Source organism: Paenibacillus sp. FSL K6-2862 (genome assembly GCF_038005125.1).
Lineage (GTDB): Bacteria > Bacillota > Bacilli > Paenibacillales > Paenibacillaceae > Paenibacillus > Paenibacillus illinoisensis_A.
Genome location: NZ_JBBOSN010000001.1, coordinates 6,112,958 through 6,133,487 on the forward strand (window position 1 = coordinate 6,112,958; position 20,530 = coordinate 6,133,487).

Sequence of the window (20,530 nt, forward strand, 5' to 3'; positions counted from 1 at the left end):
TATCACAGGAGGAGCTTACCGATGTTTGCCGTCAATTAACGTTTTGGGCCATCATTATGATTCTGTCTGCCTGCAGCAGTGGTGCAGGTACGAAAACTATCAACGGTTCGACCGAAACAATCTGCCGGCTGTGAAGAACAACCAGGTGTACGAACTACAGGAGGATCGCTACTGGTACGTCGATCTGATCACAATCCAGGGTCAGGCAGGGGACAGAGGACTTCGCTGATATGATCGTGGAACGTGCGCAGCAGAACCGCAAGTTAATAGCATTTATAAAATAATCCAACACGACTGAACGCTGTGTCTGGACAGGCCTTGAAGCCTGCCTGGGCTTTTGCGTTATAGAAGGGAGAAATACATATGCTTCGCCGTTTCATGGCGTATTACCGTCCTTACAGAGGACTTTTTATTCTGGATTTCTCTTGTGCCATTGCAGCTGCCCTGCTGGAACTCGTGTTTCCGCTGGCAGTAAACCAGGTGGTGGACAAGCTGCTCCCTGAGGGCAACTGGTCTATGATTCTAACCGCATGTGCCGCATTGCTCGGCATTTATCTGCTCAGCTCCTTTTTCCATTTTGCAGTCACCTATTGGGGACATAAGCTGGGGATTAACATTGAGTCCGATATGCGGAGAGAACTGTTCACGCGTGTACAGAAGCAGTCCTTCCGCTTCTTCGACAATAACAAGACAGGCCACCTCGTTTCACGTATGACCAATGATCTAATGGATATCGGAGAGATCGCCCACCATGGACCGGAGGATCTATTTATCGCCCTGATGACTCTGGCAGGTGCCTTCGGTATCATGCTCAGCATCAATTGGCAGCTCGCCGTACTGACCTTCATCATCGTGCCGCTGATGATCTACCTGTCCCTGTATTTCAGCCGCAAGATGTCCAGTGCCTTCAAACGCATGTTTGCCGATATTGCAGACTATAATGCACGGGTCGAGAACACGGTCAGCGGAATCCGTGTGGTACAGGCTTTTGCCAATGAAAATCACGAAATCGGTCGTTTTACTGAAAATAATGAACGCTTCCGCCTCACTAAACTAATCACCTACCGCATTATGGCGTGGAACTCCTCGCTTAGCTTTATTTTGATGAAATTCGTCTCGCTGTTTGTGCTTGTATGCGGAACATGGTTTGTCATTCAAGGAAGTATGACCTACGGGGAATTTATCGCCTTCGTAATGCTGTCGAATATTTTCCTGGGTCCGATCAAACAGATTAACTCTGTCATTGAAACCTATCCAAAAGGCATTGCGGGTTTCAAGCGGTACCTGGAACTGCTCGAAGCTGTGTCAGATGTAGAAGATACACCGCAGGCCAAGCCTATCAAAAGTGTAAGCGGAGATATCGCTTTCCATAATGTTAGCTTTTCCTATGGTGAACATAAGCCTACATTGGACCAGGTCAATCTGGAGATTCAAGCCGGGCAGACCGTTGCACTGGTTGGACCCTCCGGAGCGGGCAAATCCACGCTGTGCAGCCTGATCCCGCGCTTCTATGATGTGGATGCAGGCCATATCACCATTGACGGCATTCCGGTCAAGAATATGACACTGGAGTCGCTGCGTTCCAATATCGGCATTGTTCAGCAGGACATATTCCTGTTTGACGGCACCATTCGTGAAAATATTGCCTACGGCAAATTGAATGCATCGGATGAGGAAATCTGGGAAGCCATCCGCCGGGCACAATTGGAAGAGCTGGTACGGTCACAGCCGGAAGGACTCGACACCATGATTGGTGAACGCGGCGTGAAATTGTCCGGAGGACAGAAACAGCGCCTGTCCATCGCGCGTATGATTCTGAAAAATCCGCCAATCCTCATCCTGGACGAGGCAACTTCGGCTCTGGATACCGAAACAGAAGCCGCCATTCAGCTGGCACTGTCTGAGCTTGCTCAGGGGCGTACAACGCTTGTTATTGCGCACCGACTGGCAACCATTCGGCATGCGGACCGCATTATTGTCGTAGAGAATGGTGGCGTGGCCGAACAGGGCAGCCATGATGAACTTCTCGAACGAGAAGGCTCCTATAGCCGACTGCATCAGGCGCAATTTGGATAAATTGTTTCATTATTAAGCTCAAACACCCTTCCTCCTGACTTATCGGAGGAAGGGTGCTTTACTAATTTAGAGTATGCCAAGCTACACCCTAAATTCGCTTATTTTTTTACAACATGGATAAAATGAATCGTCTCAAAAGCAATCAATTCATCTGTACGATTGTTGAAGTATCTCTCCTGAATATCGTCCGGTGTCAGATGCTCATAGATGAGAAGTCCTGCATCCGCCAGCAGGCGTTCGATCTCGTGATACGCAAAACAGGATTGCATTGGCTCGCCCGAGAACGCAGCCAGCTTCAACATGTTTTCTACCCGATTAAAGATGCCTTTCTCCTCAAAGAGTCGTTCATCTGCATAATCCAGTACCAACGAGCTTCCGGATGGAAGGTTGGCGAAAGCCTGCCGCAACAGATTGAACAATACCTCTTTGGGCAGGTAATACGAAACGCCAAGCAGGCTGAGGAACGTTTTCTGATTTTTGAAACCTCTGCTGGTCAGATTTTCATAAGCAAACCCATGCGTAAAGTCCATTGGGATCAAGTGCAAGTTGTCTGGGATCGACAGGTTGGCCCAACTCAGCCTATCACTCTTAAACTGCTGCGTGGCCGGATGGTCAACTTCAAAAATATTCAGCCTGTCGCCCAGTTCCGGGGTTCTTAACGCAAAAGTATCCATTCCGGCTCCCAGAATGACGTATTGTTTGGCTCCCAGGTTGACTTCGTGAAGCAGCACCTGCTCGCAATAGGCTGCCCTCGCCAAAGCAATGGGAGACAACTGGACTTGGGTGATCCACCTCAATACTTTATCGGGGTCCTCCTTCACCATATCGGCCATCTCGGGATTGAAGAAATGAATGCCCTGCACCATATTCTCCCGAATCTGTTCAAACTCCTGTGGAGAAATCAGAGCCTTGGCTATGTGATCATTGAAAATCAAAGGTGAGTCATACTGGCTGTGATAGGCGCGGCCAAAGGCCGAGATCAAAGACGTAATGCTGGATTCATTTGGCTTCATATTTATCCTCCCGCATAACAAAATAAGGTCCCCCTGGCCAGGAGAACCTTAGTATATACGGAATCAATCAATATGTAAATTATAGCATAAAAACACATTTTTGTCAATCGCAATTTTGTGGAACATACAGACAAGCTGGATGGATCTTCTGCTCATCCAACAAGTCTGCTCCAATGATACTCCCGCTTAGAAGACTCTAGGTATCCAACCCATACTCCTTCACCTCGCGGTGGCGATTCAGGACGGCATGAAGTGCAAAACCGAGCAGTGCCACCCCTGCCATCGCCGTTGCCAGCCAGGCTACGGAGATCAAGCCCTGTTTATCATACATCACACCCATCACATAAGGGCCGATGACACGACCAATCGATCCGATCCCGCCGGAGACTCCAATGTAAAATGGTGCAGCTCTGCCCGCATGGTCGGAAATGAAGGCAGGGGTTGCGGGTGAGATCAGCATTTCTCCAAAGGTAGCCAGCACCATCGCAAACACCATGCCCGGATAGCTGTACATCGTGATCATGACGATATAAGCCATTCCATAGAAAATCGCACTCGCTGCCATCTGCGCAGTGGAGGTGCGAGCCATGGTGCGTTTAACCCAGCTCGTGAAAGGTTGGCCCACGAAGATCAGAACCCCGTTCAATGTCCAGAGAAGCCCGTACATTCGTTTCTCCATCCCTTCCGAGATGATATACGGCGATACACCTGTATTCCAGATGGAATTGCCAAACAGGATGAATAATACCCCCAGGCTCATAAACAGGTATAACCTGGTGTTGCCAAGCAGCGCCCAGATCCCGGGACCATTCTGGACCGTTTTGCGTTTCGTCAGATGCACTTCTCCCTGGTCGGTATCCACCCGCGACAGATAGTACCAGAAGAAGACTGCAAACCCGGCAGAGGTCACGCCGTTCAGTACAAAGCTGAGGTGATAGGAAAAGTCAGCCAAGAAACCGCTGAGTGCCGTCCCAATCGCTACACCGATATTGTTCGCTACATAAATAATATTGAACAGCTCTCCCCGCCGCTCCGCAAACCGAAAGCCAATAAAGGCCTGGATTGCAGGCAGCGACAAGGAACTGAACAAACCGATCCAGCCCATGGCACATATAAATACAACCCAGTACGCACTAATCCAGGGCAGGGCAAACAGGCCAATTGAATTAAGGGCAAGCGATCCAATGATCAACTTCTTCACGCCGACCCTGTGATATAATGCACCGCCGAGCAGCTGGCCGAAGATGCCGCCGAGCGACTGGATCAAAATGACGAATCCCGCGTTAGCCATCGTCCGCCCGAGTTCATCAAATACGTACATTGTGGTCAGCGGCCACATCAGGGCACTGCCTGTCGCGTTAACCAGACTTGCCAGCAAAAATACTTTGACTTCTTTTGGATATGTATCCAACCATCTCATCATCTTCATTCATTCTCCTTGCTACCATAAACGAACAAAACAAACCTCCACTCACGGCGGCTTAAACTACCTGAGCGGAGGCCATTTGTATATTAAACATTGCCTTTTATTCTTGCTTCAAGGTTTATCCCTTGTTCATCTTACCTGAAAAGCCTCATTCTGCAAGTACACTCATTGACGCTTCACTTCGACAGTGGCCGAGAAGAACGTTGCCCCGTTGCCCATGTCCGACAGCCGATTAGATGTCAGTGAATTCACCCGCTGTTTCCGTCCGCTTCCATCCCACCATAAGCCTTGGCTAATAACCGTACCCGGCAGCATGGATTCGCTCACCTTGGCAATCAGTTCGATCCGTCCCCGGTCATTCCACACGACCACGGCATCGCCATCTTCAATGTTTCTGTGAGCCGCATCCTCCGGATGAATCTGCAGCATGGGCATTTTCTCCATACGTTGATGCTTCTCCGTATTGGCAAAGGTTGAATTCAAGAAATTGTGATTCGGTGGCGACAGGAACATAAGTGGATGCACATCATCAGGTCCAGCCGGATGTTCCCCGTCATACCCTTCAACTAGAGCACGATATGTAGGCAGCGGCGGAAGGCCTCTTTCTGCCATCGTTTCGGAATACAGCTCGATCTTCCCGGATGGTGTTGGCAGCTGTTCCAGGAATGAATCATGCGACGACATGTCCAGTTTCACAAAACGATGCTCCTGAAGGGCCTCCAGCGTTACTCCATTCATATAAGGATTACCTGTATCCGCGAGAGCGTCTGCAATCATCCGTTCCGGCGTCTCACCGAAAATCTCCGGGTCATATCCCATCGCCTGTCCCAGCAGCGAAAACAGCTCCACATTGCTCTTGCTCTCGCCCATTGGGGCAATGACCGGTTCCTGCAGATGAACATATTGATGCCAGTAGGACGTATACAGATCTGTCGCTTCAAACGAAGACTTGGCCGGCAGCACAATGTCTGCATACTTAGCCGTGTCCGTCATGAACAGATCATGCACAACAGTAAACAGATCTTCCCGTGCAAAACCTCGCTCCACCCGCTCGGTATCCGGTGCCACCACCAGTGGATTGCTGCAGTAGACCATCAACGCCCGGATCGACTGCTGGTCTTCCAGCAATGCTTCGCCAATCCGGTTCATGTTCACAACCCGTGCTTCCGGGTTGCTCCGAAGCTCTGGACGCTCCAGCGCGTCGCTATTGGTGCTCGCATAGCTGTTGGTGCGTACGGCTCCGCCGCCTCGCTTCAGCCATTGTCCCGTGATGGCAGGCAGACAGGCTATGCTTCGCACATTCATGCCTCCATTGTCATGGTGCTGAAGACCGTTACCGATATGAATATGTGCCGCCTGTGCGTTTCCGTACAGCTCAGCCAGCTTCACGATGTCTGCTTCCGGTACACCTGTTATATGCGCGACCCGTTCAGGGGTGTAGTCGCGGACATGATCACGCAGTGCCTCATGACCCACAGTGTACTTTTGCATAAAGGCCTCATCCGTCAGGCCCCGGTCAAACAGTACATTCATCAGTCCCAGTGCGAGTGCGCTGTCTGTCCCCGGGTAGAGCGGAATAAACCAGTCTCCCCATTGAGCTGTACGATTCCGGTGAACATCAATGACCACGATTTGAGCACCTTTTTTGCGGGCTTTTTCAGCCAGGACAACCTGGTGCATGTTTGTACTGACAATGTTGCCTCCCCAGACCAGAATAAGGTCCGAATGCTCCGTATCTTCGGGCAAAGTTCCCCGATTGGCGCCCATCGTATATTTCCATCCGGTATTCCCGGCCGCATTGCAGATGGTTTGCTCCAGCATACTTGCACCAAGCGCATTGAAGAAACGACGATCCATCCCATCTACTCCAAGAATCCCCATGTTGCCGTAGAAGCTGTATGGCAGGATACTCTCCGAGCCGTACTTCGCGGATATCGATTTGAATTTTCCCGCAATCTCATGGATAGCCTCATCCCAGCTTATACGTTCGAACTTGCCTTCACCTTTCGCGCCGACACGTCTCATTGGATATTGCAGCCGTTCAGGATGATATACTCGCTCTGCCATGTTTCTGACTTTATTGCAGATGGCACCTTTTGTAATCGGATGGTCAGGGTTCCCCGTCACCTTCACGATTTTACCGTTCTCCTTATGAAGCAGCAGGCCGCAAGTATCCGGGCAGTCAAGCGGGCAAACCGCCGGAAACACGCCATTCTCCTGATCGATCATATGTACAAGTCCTCCCCAATTAAATCTATCCTTACATCATATAATTTTGGAGGTAATGGCGTAAAGAGAACAGTCATGTTTTCCGCGTTTCAGGCCTGATGCTTTTATTCCAAAAAAAGTTTTGGCCCTATGATTCATCCTCGAATTTCAGGGGTAAATTAAAAACAAGGCATTAGGTTAGTGTTTCCCCACTTCCTCCTCATGCCATATCATGGACCACTCCCGAAATTCGCCATGAACAGGTTTCGTTCCCCCGAACCTTGTCATGGCGAATTTATTTTGTCTGCAAAAAAAGCGATCCCATCTTCGCCGGCTTACGGTATAACATACACCGTGACCTCATGGCAGTAAGGGATCGCTTTAATATATTCAGTTTTAATTGTGCAAGTGATTAGGCCTGTTTGCTCCACATCGGTCTGGCCTCCGTCTCTACTGGCTGAACAACCGCTTTGACATCGGGTTCGGCCTTCCGCAGGTACACCATCCAGTAGGCAGCAGCAACGAACAATGCGCCTCCCGTCAGATTACCGAGCCATACAGGGATAAAGTTCATGATGTACTGCCCCCATGAGTAATGTCCTTCGAAGATGGCAGCCGGAATAAGAAACATATTGGCAACCACGTGCTGGAAGCCAATAGCGACAAAGGCCATCGTCGGAAACCAGATGCCGAGCACCTTGCCGCTCATCGTATCCGAAGCGTAAGACAGCCACACCGCCAGGGCTACCAGCCAGTTACACCCAATTCCGGATATAAACGCCTGTAGCAAGCCGTCATGCAGCTTGTGACCTGCCATATCCACAACCTTGGTCAGATATACTCCTTCTCCTGTGAGACCAAGCACATGCCCGAACGCATATGCCACGAACAACGCACCCAAAAAGTTCCCGATCGTGACCAGAGTAAGATTCTTCAACATGCTTCCTACGGACAGTTTACGGGCTAGCGTAGCAAGCGGTACTGCCATCATATTGCCTGTCAGGAGTTCTCCCCCGCCAATCAATACCATGATCAAGCCTACAGGGAATACCGCTGCACCGATCAGGTTAACCAAGCTGCCCCATTCCGCCGGGGCGGAGGCAATCACGCGAATATCCAGCAGGAAGCCAAGCGCAATAAATGCCCCTGCCAGGAAACTGAGAACAAGCACAGAGGACACCTGGTTCTGTCCTTTCTTCATCCCTGTGTTCACCGTATATTGTGCAACCTCAAGAGGTGTCTTTGCCGCCATGCCATCCTCTCCTTCACTATTCATGAACGAAATCAGCTTACATTGTTGATATGTTCATTGTATCGCGAAGGACTCAGCAGGTTTGTTACTTTTATCACAAAGTTCTAAAAGTCCCCTTTTTCCAGCTTTTATACTCTCTTGCTTGAGTGCAGCTGGTTGGTTACTTATTCTGTTTCCAGGTTATGATGTTCACCAAAAATTTGCTGCAGATGGTGCTTCAGATGCTGGACGTAATCTTGTGCCAGCCATTCCATCGTAACCACACTTCCATCAGGTAGGACGCACGTTGGTGATTCTCCTGTCTCCGGCATGCTGGATAGAATACGTATGACGGACTGATTCAGACTGATCCAGAGATTTAACACCTCTTCAATTGGTGCACTGACATATTGTTGGCTCTCTACCCATTGGTCTTGATGATAAGGCGTTATAGACAATGGTTCGGTCTGATGCTGCATTTGGACAAACCGGCTTACGTTATGAAGAGCCGAGTCACATAAATGACCAAGAATCTGAAGACGCGACCATTTTCCTTCCATGCGTGGCTGTACAAGTTCATCTGGATTCAGCGCAAGAAACGAGCGAGGTACGGATTGTAGCAGAACTTTGAGCTCGGATACTGTAGTTGTAAGCATGTTGTGAACCACTCCTTCATGTTCATTATCTATTGCGGTATGACCTCTAAACTGTTGTTAATATATCACCAATTTCTAAAACCAACTACATCAAGTTAATTAAAAAAACTGCCGCATTTCTGCGGCAGTTCTCGGATTCATTAGTTATACCATCGCTGGTGCTTTTACTTCTACTGGAGGCAAAGCCTGAAGACCAGCCGAATTCAGGAAGTTCCATGGTTTGTTGTAATGCGGTTGGAAGAAGAAGTCGATGAAGGCCAGCTCATCTACGGTCATGTTGTTCTGAATGCAAACCGAGATCGTATTGATCGATTGCGTCAGATCCGCTTTGGACATCACTTGTGCTCCGACGATTCGGCGTGTAGCCTGTTCGTAAATGACTTTGAGCAGCAGTTTCTCAGCCGTTGGCATGAACTCCGGACGATAAGCATCTTCAAGCGTTACAGCTTCCACCACCAGCCCGTCATCTGTAGCAGATGTTTCGGTTAGTCCTGTACCTGCAATATTCTGGTCGTAAATTTTAATTCCTGATGTCCCTTGTGTACCCATGTACGGCGTTGTTGGACGAACCAGGTTACGAGCTACCAATGTACCCATTCTTACGGCATTGGTTGCCAGTGGAATGTAAGAAGCCTTGCCTGTTGGATTATAGTGAATGGCACAGCTGTCACCTGCAGCGAACACGTCTTTTTGGCTTGTTTGCATATATTTATCCACGATAATTGCGCCGTTCGGCAGCATATCCACCTGGCCTTTGAGCAATTCGGTATTTGGACGGAAACCGATGCACAGGATTACGAGGTCTGTCTCGAATTCACCTTTCGATGTGATCACCTTCGTTACCTTGCCATTCTTTCCGGTGAATTTCTGTACCGTCTGACCCAGTGCAAGCTTGATCCCGCGTTCAGTCAGTGTGTCCTCAATGGTATCTGTAAACTCGGGGTCCAAATACTTATTGAGAATCCGGTCCACACTATCGATCAAGGTGACTTCCTTACCGTTCATTTGGAATGCTTCAACCAGTTCAATACCGATGTACCCTGCACCGACAACGGTAACGCGTTTGGCTTCTTTGGCTTTTTCGATGATCGTATTGGAATGGTTGTAGTTTTTGCAGAGCAAGATGTTCTCCATCTCGATCCCCTCAAGTTTTGGAACGACCGGCCATGAACCTGTTGTCACGATGAGCTTGTCGAACGTATCTTCAAATTCTTCCCCTGTTTTCAGGTTTTTAGCCTGAAGTTTATGATTCGTGGCATCCACTGCTGTAACCTCATGCAGCATCTTGGTGACTACACCCAGCTCAGCCAACTGGTTTGGCGAAGAGTAGAACAGTCCATCCGGATCCTTCACAACCCCGCCGACATAAAGGGCAATACCGCAAGACAGGAAGGAAATGTTGTCATTGCGCTCATACACCGTGATGGTAGCATCCGGGTACAATTTGGCGGTATTGATAATAGCTGCGGTTCCTGCATGTGTACATCCGATAACTGCGATTTTCATAATAAAGGTCCCCCTTGGAGTTATAAAATATATGTGCTTCATTTATCAGTTTGCTGCGCTTGATTCCTGGAATTTAAGTCGACAATGGTTTTACTCTCTTGTGAATACATTCACTAATGAAACTAAACGATTATGTGAAAATATTCACTACCAACTTGGTGACTTTGTGATTTATTTCACTTCATGTACTCATTATAATGTGATCTTTTTCACATTACAAGTGTTTTCTTAAAAATATTTAAAAAATAGGATATCTCCCCTGCGGACGACCCGTTGCCTCAATCTCTAAGACCTATTGTCCCCTGACTAATAACTGTTTATGCTATTGAACCTTTTGGAGTAAAAAGGCCTTCATCCTCACCGCATAGTTAGGCTAGCGGTTGATCGGTGAGTAATAACAAATATAAATTTTAAGTTATCAGTTGATTTTTGTATTAGAAAGCGCTTACAATGATATCGACCCTTTATTTGGATTTTATATGAATAGAATACCAATTATGTTGGGAGGCATTCATTTGAAGAAACGTTCCATCTCTGTTTCATTAACACTGGTTCCTGTCACGGCAATCATCGCCATGTTGACCGCAGATATCGCCAGGCCCGTTGTTGCTTTTGCAGATTCCCCGCCTGTCACCATTAAAACGGAGGTGTTATCCTCCAAAACTTCTGCAGGGGTTGATGTATCTTCACTACTGAATAAGTTCAGGGATTACAGTACGTTCTCTACGGGAGACTTGGCCAAGGACACTGCTTATGCGCTAAACATCGTGTCCTGGCAGCTGCCGCATGGTGGATTCTTCAAAGCAATGGAGGAGAAGTACAAGTCTTCATGGGATGGCGTGACACCGCGTTCGGATTGGAAAGATCCCAAAGGCGTAGAGCTCGGAACGTTTGATAATGATGCAACTACAACCGAGATCCGCTTCTTGGCTGATATGTATGAAAAGACGGGCAACCCCCTCTTCCGGGACAGTGTCCGCAAAGCGGTGGATTTTATCCTCGTCTCCCAATATCCTTCAGGCGGATGGCCTCAGGTTTATCCACAGCGGAGCAATTACTCCGACAGCGTTACATATAATGACAATGCCATGGTGCGAACCATGGTGCTCATCGACGATATCATTGAGAAGCGTAAAGGCTTCAAAAACGATATTCTGAGTGAGGATACACGGTCGAAACTGGCTTCAGCCTTGGATCAAGGAATCGCATATACATTGAAAGCTCAAATTAAAAACGGCGGTGTGCCTACAGTTTGGGGTGCCCAGCATGACCCTGTAACCTATGCACCTGTATCCGGCAGAGCCTATGAGCTACCCTCCAAATCCGGATCGGAGTCTGTTGCCATCACGGCTTTCCTCATGTCTAGGCCTCAGACACCCGAGATTGAACGTGCAGCTAAAAGCGCCCTCCGCTGGTTTGACCAGGTCCGAGAAGATGGAACCAAATATAATCGTCAAGGACCGGTGTATTTCGAGCCTGACCCGTCCAGCGTGATCTGGTACCGTTTCTACAATGTAGATGAAGATGTGCCCTTCTACGCGGACCGTGACGGCAAGAAGTACATGGATATTATGGACATCAGCGAGGAGCGGCGGCACGGCTATTCCTGGGCAGGAAACTATGCCCGTAATCTCCTGCAGCTTGCCTCGGACCAGGGATATTACAATTTAAGCAAACCGCTTCCTTAACTTTCTTGGTAAAAATAGCATCAAAAAAGCCTGTCCTCCGACAATGGAGGCAGGCTTGATCTGTTCTATTTGATTATCCCAGCAGTTTCTCAATCTCTGCAGTCATCGCTTCAGGAGACTCTTTGGGTTCAAATCGTCCCACCACTTCACCTTCACGATTGACCAGGAACTTGGTGAAATTCCATTGAATCGTGTCGTCTTCAGCTGCCCCTGGCTGCTGCTGGCGAAGATACTGGAACAAAGGATGCGCATCCTCACCGTTCACGTCCACTTTGGCGAATACAGGGAAGTTCACACCATAGTTTATTTGGCAGAAGGATTCGGCTTCCTCGCTTGTACCCGGCTCCTGTCCTCCAAACTGATTACAAGGGAAACCCAGTACGACCAAACCCTGATCGCGGTAACGATCATACAGCTTCTGCAGCTCTCCATATTGCGGAGTCAATCCACACTTGCTGGCTGTATTGGCGATGACAAGAACTTTACCTTGGTACAGATCCAGTGATACTTCCTGATTGGCTGGTGTTACGGCCTGATATGAATATACGGACATGACTGATTCCTCCCATGATCGATGTTGGTTTTGGGGCAGCCGTCATTACCTTGTATGTATACAACATAATACAGCGCCTGTCTCCATATTATAGACCCGGTGCTTACCAATTACCAAATTCAGCCTTGAGGCCTTCCTGCCTGTTAGCCAGACTTGGATGCCAAGATGTCATCATAACGCTTCTGCCGTTCGGCCTTACTAAGTTTGGGACAGCTATAACAATAATTTTGGCCTCCGTACACCTGGTGATGAAGGCAGCATACCGGCTTCATCAGCATGGTCTCTCCCGGTTGATGTGGATTATCAATCTCTACCGGCTTGAACGATAACAGATTCTTCTTCATCCCGAGCAGACTGGCAGGTAGAGCAATGACATGTTCATACCCTTCAATCAACGCGTCTCGCTCAGCTTCTTCGATGTTCATTTGTAACGCTGTCATCTTGTACCAGCGGAGCATAGAGGCAAGCTGTGACCACATCTGACCAAGGTTCGCTTCTCCGGCAGAGGCAACCTCTTCGATTAAAGGACGAAGCTGCTCCGTGTAGTATGCGGTTAGGATATCTTTTCGCCATGAGGATTGGGCTGTATCTATGAGATTCACTGGTGCAGGGTGAGGATGCTCTGTTCCATCCAGCAGTTGAAAACGAAAAGCTGCACGGCCATCCTGAACCTCGAGCTGCAGCTTCATGTTCTCCAGTGAAAGATCAAGCCATGTATCACATAGTGCCGTCATATAATGAATCCCCAGCATCAGCCCACGCACCGAATGCATGAAGTACACCGCTGCGGTTCGGATTGAATCTGCCTGAAGATGTTGATTATATACATCCAGCAGCTCTCTCGCCTTCTCCGGTTGTCTAAGCTCGGTCATGTTAATCTCCCAAACTGGTTCATCCCCAGGAACGGTTGTGATTCTTCCATATTGCTGTAACCAGGTATAGTTGATTGCTCCCATCTCATCATGCCTCCCATGAATGCGAATGAGCCGCCTGCATATATGCAAAGCGGCTTATTCTATATTTCAGGACCACATATGGTCCGATATATTAACTTCCTGTTGCAGTGCGAACACGCTGTTCGGAGCGTCCTGCAGCATTCATCATGGCACCGTTCATCACCATTTGCTCTGACGCTGCAGTTTGCTCTGGCACTGCCGTTTGCTGGCGTTCGCCGGCAAGAGCATATGGCAGGCACAGCGGCACGCCGGAACGTGGATCAATTACGATATCGGCCTCAATGTTGAACACTTCGCGAAGCACGTCACAGTTCATGACTTCTACAGGGGAGCCTGTAGCGATTGCTTTACCTTTCTTAATGCCGATCATGTGATGGGCATAGCGGGAAGCATGATTCAGGTCATGTACAACCATAACGATAGTGCGGTTCGCTGTCTCGTTCAGCATCTCCAGCAATTGCAAAACTTCAAGCTGATGAGCCATGTCGAGGAATGTTGTCGGCTCGTCCAGGAACAGGATATCTGTTTCTTGTGCAAGAGCCATGGCAATCCATGCACGTTGACGCTGTCCGCCTGACAATTGATCAATTGGGCGGTCGTGGAACTCTGTCATGCCCGTTACTTCGATGGCCCACTCAATCATGCGCTTGTCTTCAGCACGCATGGAACCGAAGCCTTTTTGATAAGGAAATCTTCCGTAGGATACCAGTTCCGTTACTGTGAGTCCCTCTGGTGCTGTAGGATTCTGCGGCAAAATCGCAAGCTGCTTGGCTACTTCACGGGTGGATTGCTTATGAATGGACTTCCCGTCGAGCAAAACACTACCTGCTTTTGGATTCATGATCCGTGCCATCGTCTTCAGGATGGTTGATTTACCTGAACCATTGGCTCCAACAAGCGCTGTAATTTTTCCTTGGGGAATTTGAATATTCAGATCTTCAACAATCAGTCTTTCCTCATAAGCGATATCCAGCTTGGACGTCTCCAGACGAAACATGCGATCATCCCTCTCTCATTTATCCCGGTTATGTATTCCGGCTATCGATAACGAAAACGAATTTATATGTTCAGCGTATTTCCGGCGCAACAAATCTTCTATAACAAAGATACTGATAATCATTATCATTTGTCAATAAGAAATACCAAACTTCTTGCTTGTTTGGAGCGATTATATAGCAGTTTAGAGGACTTTCCGATCGGAATTCATCTCATTTATATGAGAGCTTTTCTCAACGTATACGTGCAGTTGGTCCCTGTTGGGGATTGTCCAAAAATGATGAATCCAGATTTTGTGTCTGATTTGTGAACTTAAGAAAGAATCTACTCTTCTTTCTGCATCAGAGCTTGGGAAGCACTTAGAATCATCTTCTTCTCGTCCTCATAACCTGACTGTCCGCCCTCAAAATAGGCATGCAGCACAATGTTGGCTTCTGATCCATCCATCTTTTCGAGCTGTGCTTGAGTCAGTGTTATTTCATACGGTTCCGTGTACCAATCCTCATTCGTCAATTCCGTTGTGAGACCTATATTCGTTGTTGTTCTTGGAGGTAAAATCGACTCCCCGTTTGCCTGTATATCCACCATAAACACTTGTTTGGAGTGAGCAATCGTATGGCTCGTATCCCTCCCCATATACTTCATCCCTGAGTGAAACATATACGTCTTCTCACCTGCCGGTTGAAGGACCAATCGAAGCAGGTATTCCCCAACTTGTTTCGTTGCGGTCACTGAGCCCCCATCTTCTAACTGAATGTGATCTGGCTGAGCATCCCTGCTTGCATCATTCGAAAAACCAAAGAGTACAATGCACATCATCAATATAAAATATGAACGCATTATGGTCCCCTGCTTTCCTTCGGTTTTGGTTTTGGAATTGGCCCCTCTCTTGTCAGACACCTCAGGAAACCGGAAAGTTGCATGATTTGTATCATCTCATCAAATAAGATCGTCCTTAAAGGATTGGGAGCAGGAAAAGTCAAAAAAAAGATGACCCCGATTTATAATCGAAGGTCATCCTGCAATGATTTCATTTTGGTTAAAAACAAATCATAACGGTCCTACAGCTTAGGCTCTGGCACCAATTGGATAACCATTGTACCGCTCTGGACACTTACGATATCTTCCGGAATAACCTCATCAGGCAGCTGCACTTGCTGACCATAAGGATACAGACGATCTGCCTCAGCAGGCGTCAATTCCGTTGAAGAGGAACTTCCTGACTCACCTGCTGTCCCTGAAGGTTCGGACGATGTGGTTCCTGTTCCTTCTCCAAGATCTTCATTCGTGTCCGCAGAACCGGACGCATTCCCGCTCGCCTCTGTGCCCTCCGCTGAATCTGCAGCAGAATCATCTGACGTAGTCGAATCTGTCCCCTGAACAGACTCCTCTCCCTGCTGATTGTCATTCACCGATCCGGTAGATGGTTCCTCATCGGTTTCCTCCGTAGAAGATGTACCGCCTGCTGAACCTGTCGTATCCGGGTCCTCATTGCGGTTAAAACTCTCCCAGTCCGACGCAGCATCCATCTCCAGCGTGGTGCCATCCTGCAAAGTTAATTGAACCGGACCAGGCAATAACGCATTGCTGTCCGCTTCATTCATGAAACGGATTACGAGCTGCGCTTCGATCGTCGTGCCATCCACCTCGGCTCCCGGAATCACATAGGCAATCTGCTCAGCTAACTGTACCTCAGGCTCTGCCGGAACCACGGGTTCCTGTGTCGATGGCGCTGCCTCTTCTGGCGCGTCCGTCTTATTCGTCAGGGCATACGTTACTCCGGCGATACCCAGGATCAGGATCACAATAACAGACCCTAGAAAAAGATTTTTTCTTTTGCCTGTCAGCATGCGCACAAGCGGTGATGAAAGTTCGTTCTTGGCCCGATCATAGACCGGCTTCATTGTTTTACTCGCTCTCGCGTAATACGGCTTGAATGCCGATTTGGACTTGAACGCTTCACGGTCATGTTCTTTGAAATAGGCTACAATGGCATCTGAGTAGGCTTTGCTCGCCTGGGAACTCCGTATGAACAACCTTTGGCTTCCCGACCATTCAAAAAATGAATACAATACTTCCTTACTGCCAGCACTGCTGCGGACAAACTCAATCAGCCCTGCATAGTCCAGTTTGCTGCCGCTTCCTCCCCGGTAAAAAGCCAGCGGAAGCGCCTCATATGCAGGTGTTCCCGGTTGATCCCGCAGTTCCCCTACGAGCCATCTTCGTACCCAACGCTGAAGTTCACTCCGCTCCGCAAGGCTAAGAGAATCAAGCACCTCTTCTTCACGGTCTTCACCGCTCAGCCATGCTCTGGCTGCCAGCATCATATTCGTACGAGCCGTTACATCCTGTCCCTGACGCGCCGCCCAATCACGCACCTCGCTGTCATGCAGCAAAATATCAATGCTCAGTAACTGCTCACGGTTCACTCGTTCCAGATCAAGGTCCTGAATCAAAAACAGGTTAATGACATAGGCCAGCTTGTCAGCCAGGCGTGTCAGTTCTTCCTGATACGCGGATAATCCCGATGCCTCGGCTCCACTCGAACGTCCGGATCGGGTGACCGTCTGAGACTGCCCAATTCGGGCCTTAATTCCATCACCCACGAGCATGTCAGAAGAAAGGCGATCCAGCACGCTAACTCGCTTAAGTGCTTCACTCGCAGCATGAACCGGATTCGGCGCCGAACATAAACGTTCACGCAGCTCTGTCGCGGTCCGGTCAAGCAGGAAGCTGTTGTATACCGCAGATACATGCGTGGTTACCCAGCGTTCAATTACGCCGATCACATCCGAAGCCGTCTCGGTACGTTTTAGCTGATTGTCCAGATAAGGCTCAAACAGCAGTTTTGTCAGTGATTCATTGGCCAGTACCTTATCGAAGAATGCACGATTCAGCCCGGAATCGCGGTCGAGCAGATCATACAGTTCCTGTACTGCCCTCATCCGCTTCTGAGACCTGGCATTGTTCACCGCATAGATGAAATAATCCACGATGCGGGATTGAACGACAGGCGCAGCGACACGGAAATATTCCGCGATGCGTGAGGCGACCGTCTCTTCAGGTACGTTCTCTCTTTTGACGCTGTCCAGTTCCCGGCTGAGCAGGGTGAGGAACAGTTCGTTCAAGCGAGAACGTCGCTGTACTCCGCCTTCAGGTTTTAGATAAGTAAGCAGCCCACTCAGAACCCCTCCCTTATCATTCAGGTAGAGGTCTTCCATCCCTTGTTCGAGACGATAAAACATCGACAACTCCCCATAGGACTGGATGGAAAGCTCGCGTCCCGGTTCTGTGCCGGCTAACATCTCGTCTGCAAAAGCATAAAACGCATCCGCCATACCTGGCTCCTGCAGAAGCGACCAGGCAAATTCCGCATAGGGAAGCTGGGCAACCGACACTTCCGCATGGGTTACCCTGCCCGTAGCCAAGTCGAAGGTAAAGTCCTTCTCCGTATTCCGGTCTTTTGGACGGAGCGTACCCCGCTCTACAAACTGAAGATGGACTCCCTTCTTGGCCTGAGGCTCCTTGGCAAATGTCATGAAGCCGAGCTGCCGCCTAAACGCATAGGGCAGTGCGGCATAGAGCAGGCGAAGCAGTTCCTTGGCTCCGGCTGTGATCTCCTCGGCAGGAAGGTCGAGTGCAATGTATACCTTCCGCCGGGTTGCTACAGCCTGCATGACGGCATAGAGCAGGCGCTTGAAGAGAGTTTCGTTCATTTTCAGTGAGGCCAGCAGATCTGCTGGCGCTACGGAGCGGGCACTTGGGCCTGCTCCTGCTCCGGTGGCAGCTCGGCCATTCAGTGGTGCACCCGGCAGTTCCATCAGGGAAGGCAATACCGTACCTTGTTCGATGTCATATGACGTGGCGAATACGGCATCCAGCCAGTTCCCCTGCTTCATCTGTTCCTCGGAGCGTTCCGGAGACAGGACATAGTTGTGTGCAAAAAAGGCGCTGCGCAGCCCGGTAAAATCTGCAGACTGGTACACATTCTGACCAAGGATCGTCTCTCCGCTCTCCAGATGAATCAGATGTATGGATGGCGGGAATTTCGCCTGGTCCTTCTCGCTCCGACCCGTTAATTCCGCTGGAGCGTCATAGACGCAATAAGGATGAAGTACTTTTTTAATAAAGGAAGGGTCTAGTCCCGGTGATGCTGCAACCGTATCGAACCCCTCCGTTGTGCGAAACACCCCACGCCGCTCTCTTGTGTACATCTGTTGTTCAATGGGCGGGGTCATGGAAGAACTCATCATTCCACTCTCCCCTCAATGTACTTCAGCTTGTACAGCAGCCATAGGAAAGGCTCGTCCACTCGGATGGGGCTTACGACGCCCTGCAGCTTCATATCCACCGGATTGCTGCCCAGCGCAGATACCGCGAAATAGGCCGTATCCTTGAAGTACACATCCATCGTGCCTTTGAACGGACGGTCCACCTTCTCGATAAAGCGCCGAATCTCCCCGTCGATATTCTCGAATTCGGTCAGATTGAACCAATCGCGGTGTACCATATTGCGGAATACATTGCTGTTGGATTTGATATAGTCCCCCTCTTCATCCTTAAGGGAATGCAGCATGTCGCTCTTGGTAAGCACAACAGCTGTAGGAATATTTGTCTTGGCTTTATCCTGATAAGCGATAAAATCACCGAACAGAGTCAGCACAACATCGCGTGGTTCATCATACCTTGGCGTCCACTCGCCCGGCTCGTTGCCGAGGTTAATGCGGATTTTGTCCCGAATGGAACGAATCTGGAGCGGATCCACCATGAACAAAATGCCCGCTGAGTTCTTGATATGCTGACCATGCAGACCCAGATAATCCTGCTCGACCATACCTTCACCTGCCACATCAAAAAAGACCAGTGTCAGCGGTGCCTTATCTTCATCCTTGAATACAAATTGGAAAATAAACGGCTCCTGCAGCTTCTCCTTCTGGGTGGAATCCAGCAGATCTCCCCGCTCAAACAGCGGTTCTTCGTAATCTGCGCGGAATCTGCGGCTAATTTCGGCATTCAGCGGCATGCAGGCCGCATCAAAATGGTCAGCCGTATAATGCTGAAGCGTATGAATCAACGATGTCATATACACCGATTTTCCCACCTGGGATGCCCCAATAATGGAAATGATATTGCTTGGTGCCTTGCCTGCCGTCACCGGCAGCTCATTATGACAATGCGGGCACAGTCGGCGCCGTGTAACCACACCATACCGGTCGTTCAGTCCCATCACGATGTTATCCGAATAAATGCGGTGTTCCTCAGGCACATCATGCGGAGCCAGAACGGCCTCCATATCAAATACCGTGTCCAGCCCAAAACGTTCACGATACCGATTAAGCTTCGCATCTTCCCCCAGTGCATAATCCTCATCATCATCCCGGTGATGCGCAGCCCGGAACACCACTTCTTCCGGCGAAAACTTGCTGAAGCAATATGGACAGACAATATCATAAAACAGCGGACGTTCTACAGGCTGCTGTTTCTTCAAAAACCGACTAAAAAAGCTCATAGCCACTCCCCTCCCTTTTCAGGCAGACTGAACTGCCTCACATTCATCTATTCTGATATTAGGCGGTAAACGGCTCCGTATCTCGGTCCGTCCGTGAAAAACAGCCTCACATAGTCATCCTTGGCCACTTCCACGGGCGGCATCTCATTTCTACCTGGAGTAAAATCACTGACAAAAGGATAGACCGTGCCATCTTCCTTATTGAGAGGAACTCCGCCCTGCTTGCGTACATAACAGAGGGCTTCCTTCGGCACGGGCACTTCAGCTGTCACAGTCATGAGAACCGTCTTCCTTTTTTGAAAAAAGCTGCTTTTGTAACGAATGGAGAAACGGATATCCGCTTTCCCTGCACTGGCGATGACCGTATTCTCTTCATTCTGCTGACGCAGCAGCACAGGACCGTCTTCGTCCATTCGGCAAACATGTATCGTGTACCGGATGGCACCAAATCCTGTCATCCGGTCTGTATATCCGTTACTCGCCTTGTATTCTTCTCTCGTATACAGTTTCAGCTTGCCATTCACAGTCTGATCCCTGTTCTGTCCACCTTCGACCATTTCCAGCTCCAACCGCTCCACGTACACGGCTTCTACGCCTTCGGGCCAGAGCCAGCGCAGGGTACAGTAACCATCATCCACAGCAAGTGTAAGTCTGCGAATCAGAGGTACCGAAGGGTCCGCATCTGCATATCGCATGTGTCGCCAACCTCCCG

The 20,530-nt window shown here is 49.2% G+C and carries 16 protein-coding genes; 3 read left to right on the forward strand and 13 right to left on the reverse strand.

Features of this window, described 5'->3' with window-relative positions; translation table 11 throughout:
* Window positions 1-25 precede the first annotated feature (25 nt).
* Window positions 26-229 (forward strand): hypothetical protein, encoded by a 204-nt coding sequence (locus MHB82_RS27705; RefSeq protein ID WP_341176338.1) that lies wholly within the window; start codon window positions 26-28, stop codon window positions 227-229.
* A gap of 134 nt (window positions 230-363) precedes the next feature.
* Window positions 364-2,076: an ABC transporter ATP-binding protein gene (locus tag MHB82_RS27710; protein WP_341176339.1), complete on the forward strand. Its 1,713-nt coding sequence runs from the start codon at window positions 364-366 to the stop codon at window positions 2,074-2,076.
* Between the two features lie 98 nt (window positions 2,077-2,174).
* Here the strand turns inward: MHB82_RS27710 and MHB82_RS27715 are convergent, their stop codons facing one another.
* From MHB82_RS27715 to MHB82_RS27740, 6 genes are all read right to left on the reverse strand, one after another.
* Window positions 2,175-3,089, reverse strand: a complete 915-nt coding sequence (locus tag MHB82_RS27715) for a class I SAM-dependent methyltransferase (protein ID WP_341176340.1) — start codon at window positions 3,087-3,089, stop codon at window positions 2,175-2,177.
* A gap of 196 nt (window positions 3,090-3,285) precedes the next feature.
* Entirely contained in the window at window positions 3,286-4,509 is a 1,224-nt protein-coding gene (locus MHB82_RS27720; protein WP_341176709.1) for an MFS transporter, read from the reverse strand.
* Between the two features lie 171 nt (window positions 4,510-4,680).
* Window positions 4,681-6,744: a molybdopterin-containing oxidoreductase family protein gene (locus MHB82_RS27725; RefSeq protein WP_341176341.1), complete on the reverse strand. Its 2,064-nt coding sequence runs from the start codon at window positions 6,742-6,744 to the stop codon at window positions 4,681-4,683.
* Between the two features lie 391 nt (window positions 6,745-7,135).
* Window positions 7,136-7,975 (reverse strand): formate/nitrite transporter family protein, encoded by an 840-nt coding sequence (locus MHB82_RS27730; RefSeq protein ID WP_110758564.1) that lies wholly within the window; start codon window positions 7,973-7,975, stop codon window positions 7,136-7,138.
* Window positions 7,976-8,139: 164 nt separating this feature from the next.
* Window positions 8,140-8,610 carry a DinB family protein gene (locus tag MHB82_RS27735; protein WP_341176342.1) on the reverse strand — a complete coding sequence of 157 codons (471 nt, stop codon included), beginning with the start codon at window positions 8,608-8,610 and terminating at the stop codon, window positions 8,140-8,142.
* A 144-nt stretch (window positions 8,611-8,754) separates the two neighbouring features.
* A complete protein-coding gene (locus tag MHB82_RS27740; RefSeq protein ID WP_341176343.1) occupies window positions 8,755-10,116 on the reverse strand; it encodes an FAD-dependent oxidoreductase in 1,362 nt (453 codons plus the stop codon).
* A gap of 515 nt (window positions 10,117-10,631) precedes the next feature.
* On the opposite strand from MHB82_RS27740, the gene pelA reads away from it, so the two are divergent.
* Window positions 10,632-11,804 carry a pectate lyase gene (gene pelA, locus MHB82_RS27745; protein ID WP_341176344.1) on the forward strand — a complete coding sequence of 391 codons (1,173 nt, stop codon included), beginning with the start codon at window positions 10,632-10,634 and terminating at the stop codon, window positions 11,802-11,804.
* Between the two features lie 73 nt (window positions 11,805-11,877).
* On the opposite strand, the gene MHB82_RS27750 is transcribed toward pelA, so the two are convergent.
* The 7 genes from MHB82_RS27750 to MHB82_RS27780 form a co-directional block, all read right to left on the reverse strand.
* The gene (locus tag MHB82_RS27750; protein WP_095291109.1) at window positions 11,878-12,357 is read right to left on the reverse strand and encodes a glutathione peroxidase; all 480 of its coding nucleotides are present in this window, start codon (window positions 12,355-12,357) and stop codon (window positions 11,878-11,880) included.
* A 143-nt stretch (window positions 12,358-12,500) separates the two neighbouring features.
* A complete protein-coding gene (locus tag MHB82_RS27755; RefSeq protein ID WP_341176345.1) occupies window positions 12,501-13,313 on the reverse strand; it encodes a ferric iron reductase in 813 nt (270 codons plus the stop codon).
* A 91-nt stretch (window positions 13,314-13,404) separates the two neighbouring features.
* Window positions 13,405-14,310: an ABC transporter ATP-binding protein gene (locus MHB82_RS27760; protein ID WP_095360030.1), complete on the reverse strand. Its 906-nt coding sequence runs from the start codon at window positions 14,308-14,310 to the stop codon at window positions 13,405-13,407.
* Between the two features lie 323 nt (window positions 14,311-14,633).
* Window positions 14,634-15,149, reverse strand: coding sequence for a hypothetical protein (locus MHB82_RS27765; protein WP_341176346.1), 516 nt, complete (start codon window positions 15,147-15,149; stop codon window positions 14,634-14,636).
* Between the two features lie 221 nt (window positions 15,150-15,370).
* A complete protein-coding gene (locus MHB82_RS27770) occupies window positions 15,371-18,559 on the reverse strand; it encodes a GAP1-N2 domain-containing protein (protein WP_341176347.1) in 3,189 nt (1,062 codons plus the stop codon).
* Entirely contained in the window at window positions 18,559-19,818 is a 1,260-nt protein-coding gene (locus MHB82_RS27775) for a TRAFAC clade GTPase domain-containing protein (RefSeq protein ID WP_110758559.1), read from the reverse strand. The genes MHB82_RS27770 and MHB82_RS27775 overlap by 1 nt, the downstream gene beginning before the upstream one ends.
* A gap of 47 nt (window positions 19,819-19,865) precedes the next feature.
* Complete coding sequence (locus MHB82_RS27780) at window positions 19,866-20,513, reverse strand: beta-mannanase (RefSeq protein WP_341176348.1); 648 nt, start codon at window positions 20,511-20,513, stop codon at window positions 19,866-19,868.
* Window positions 20,514-20,530 lie beyond the last annotated feature (17 nt).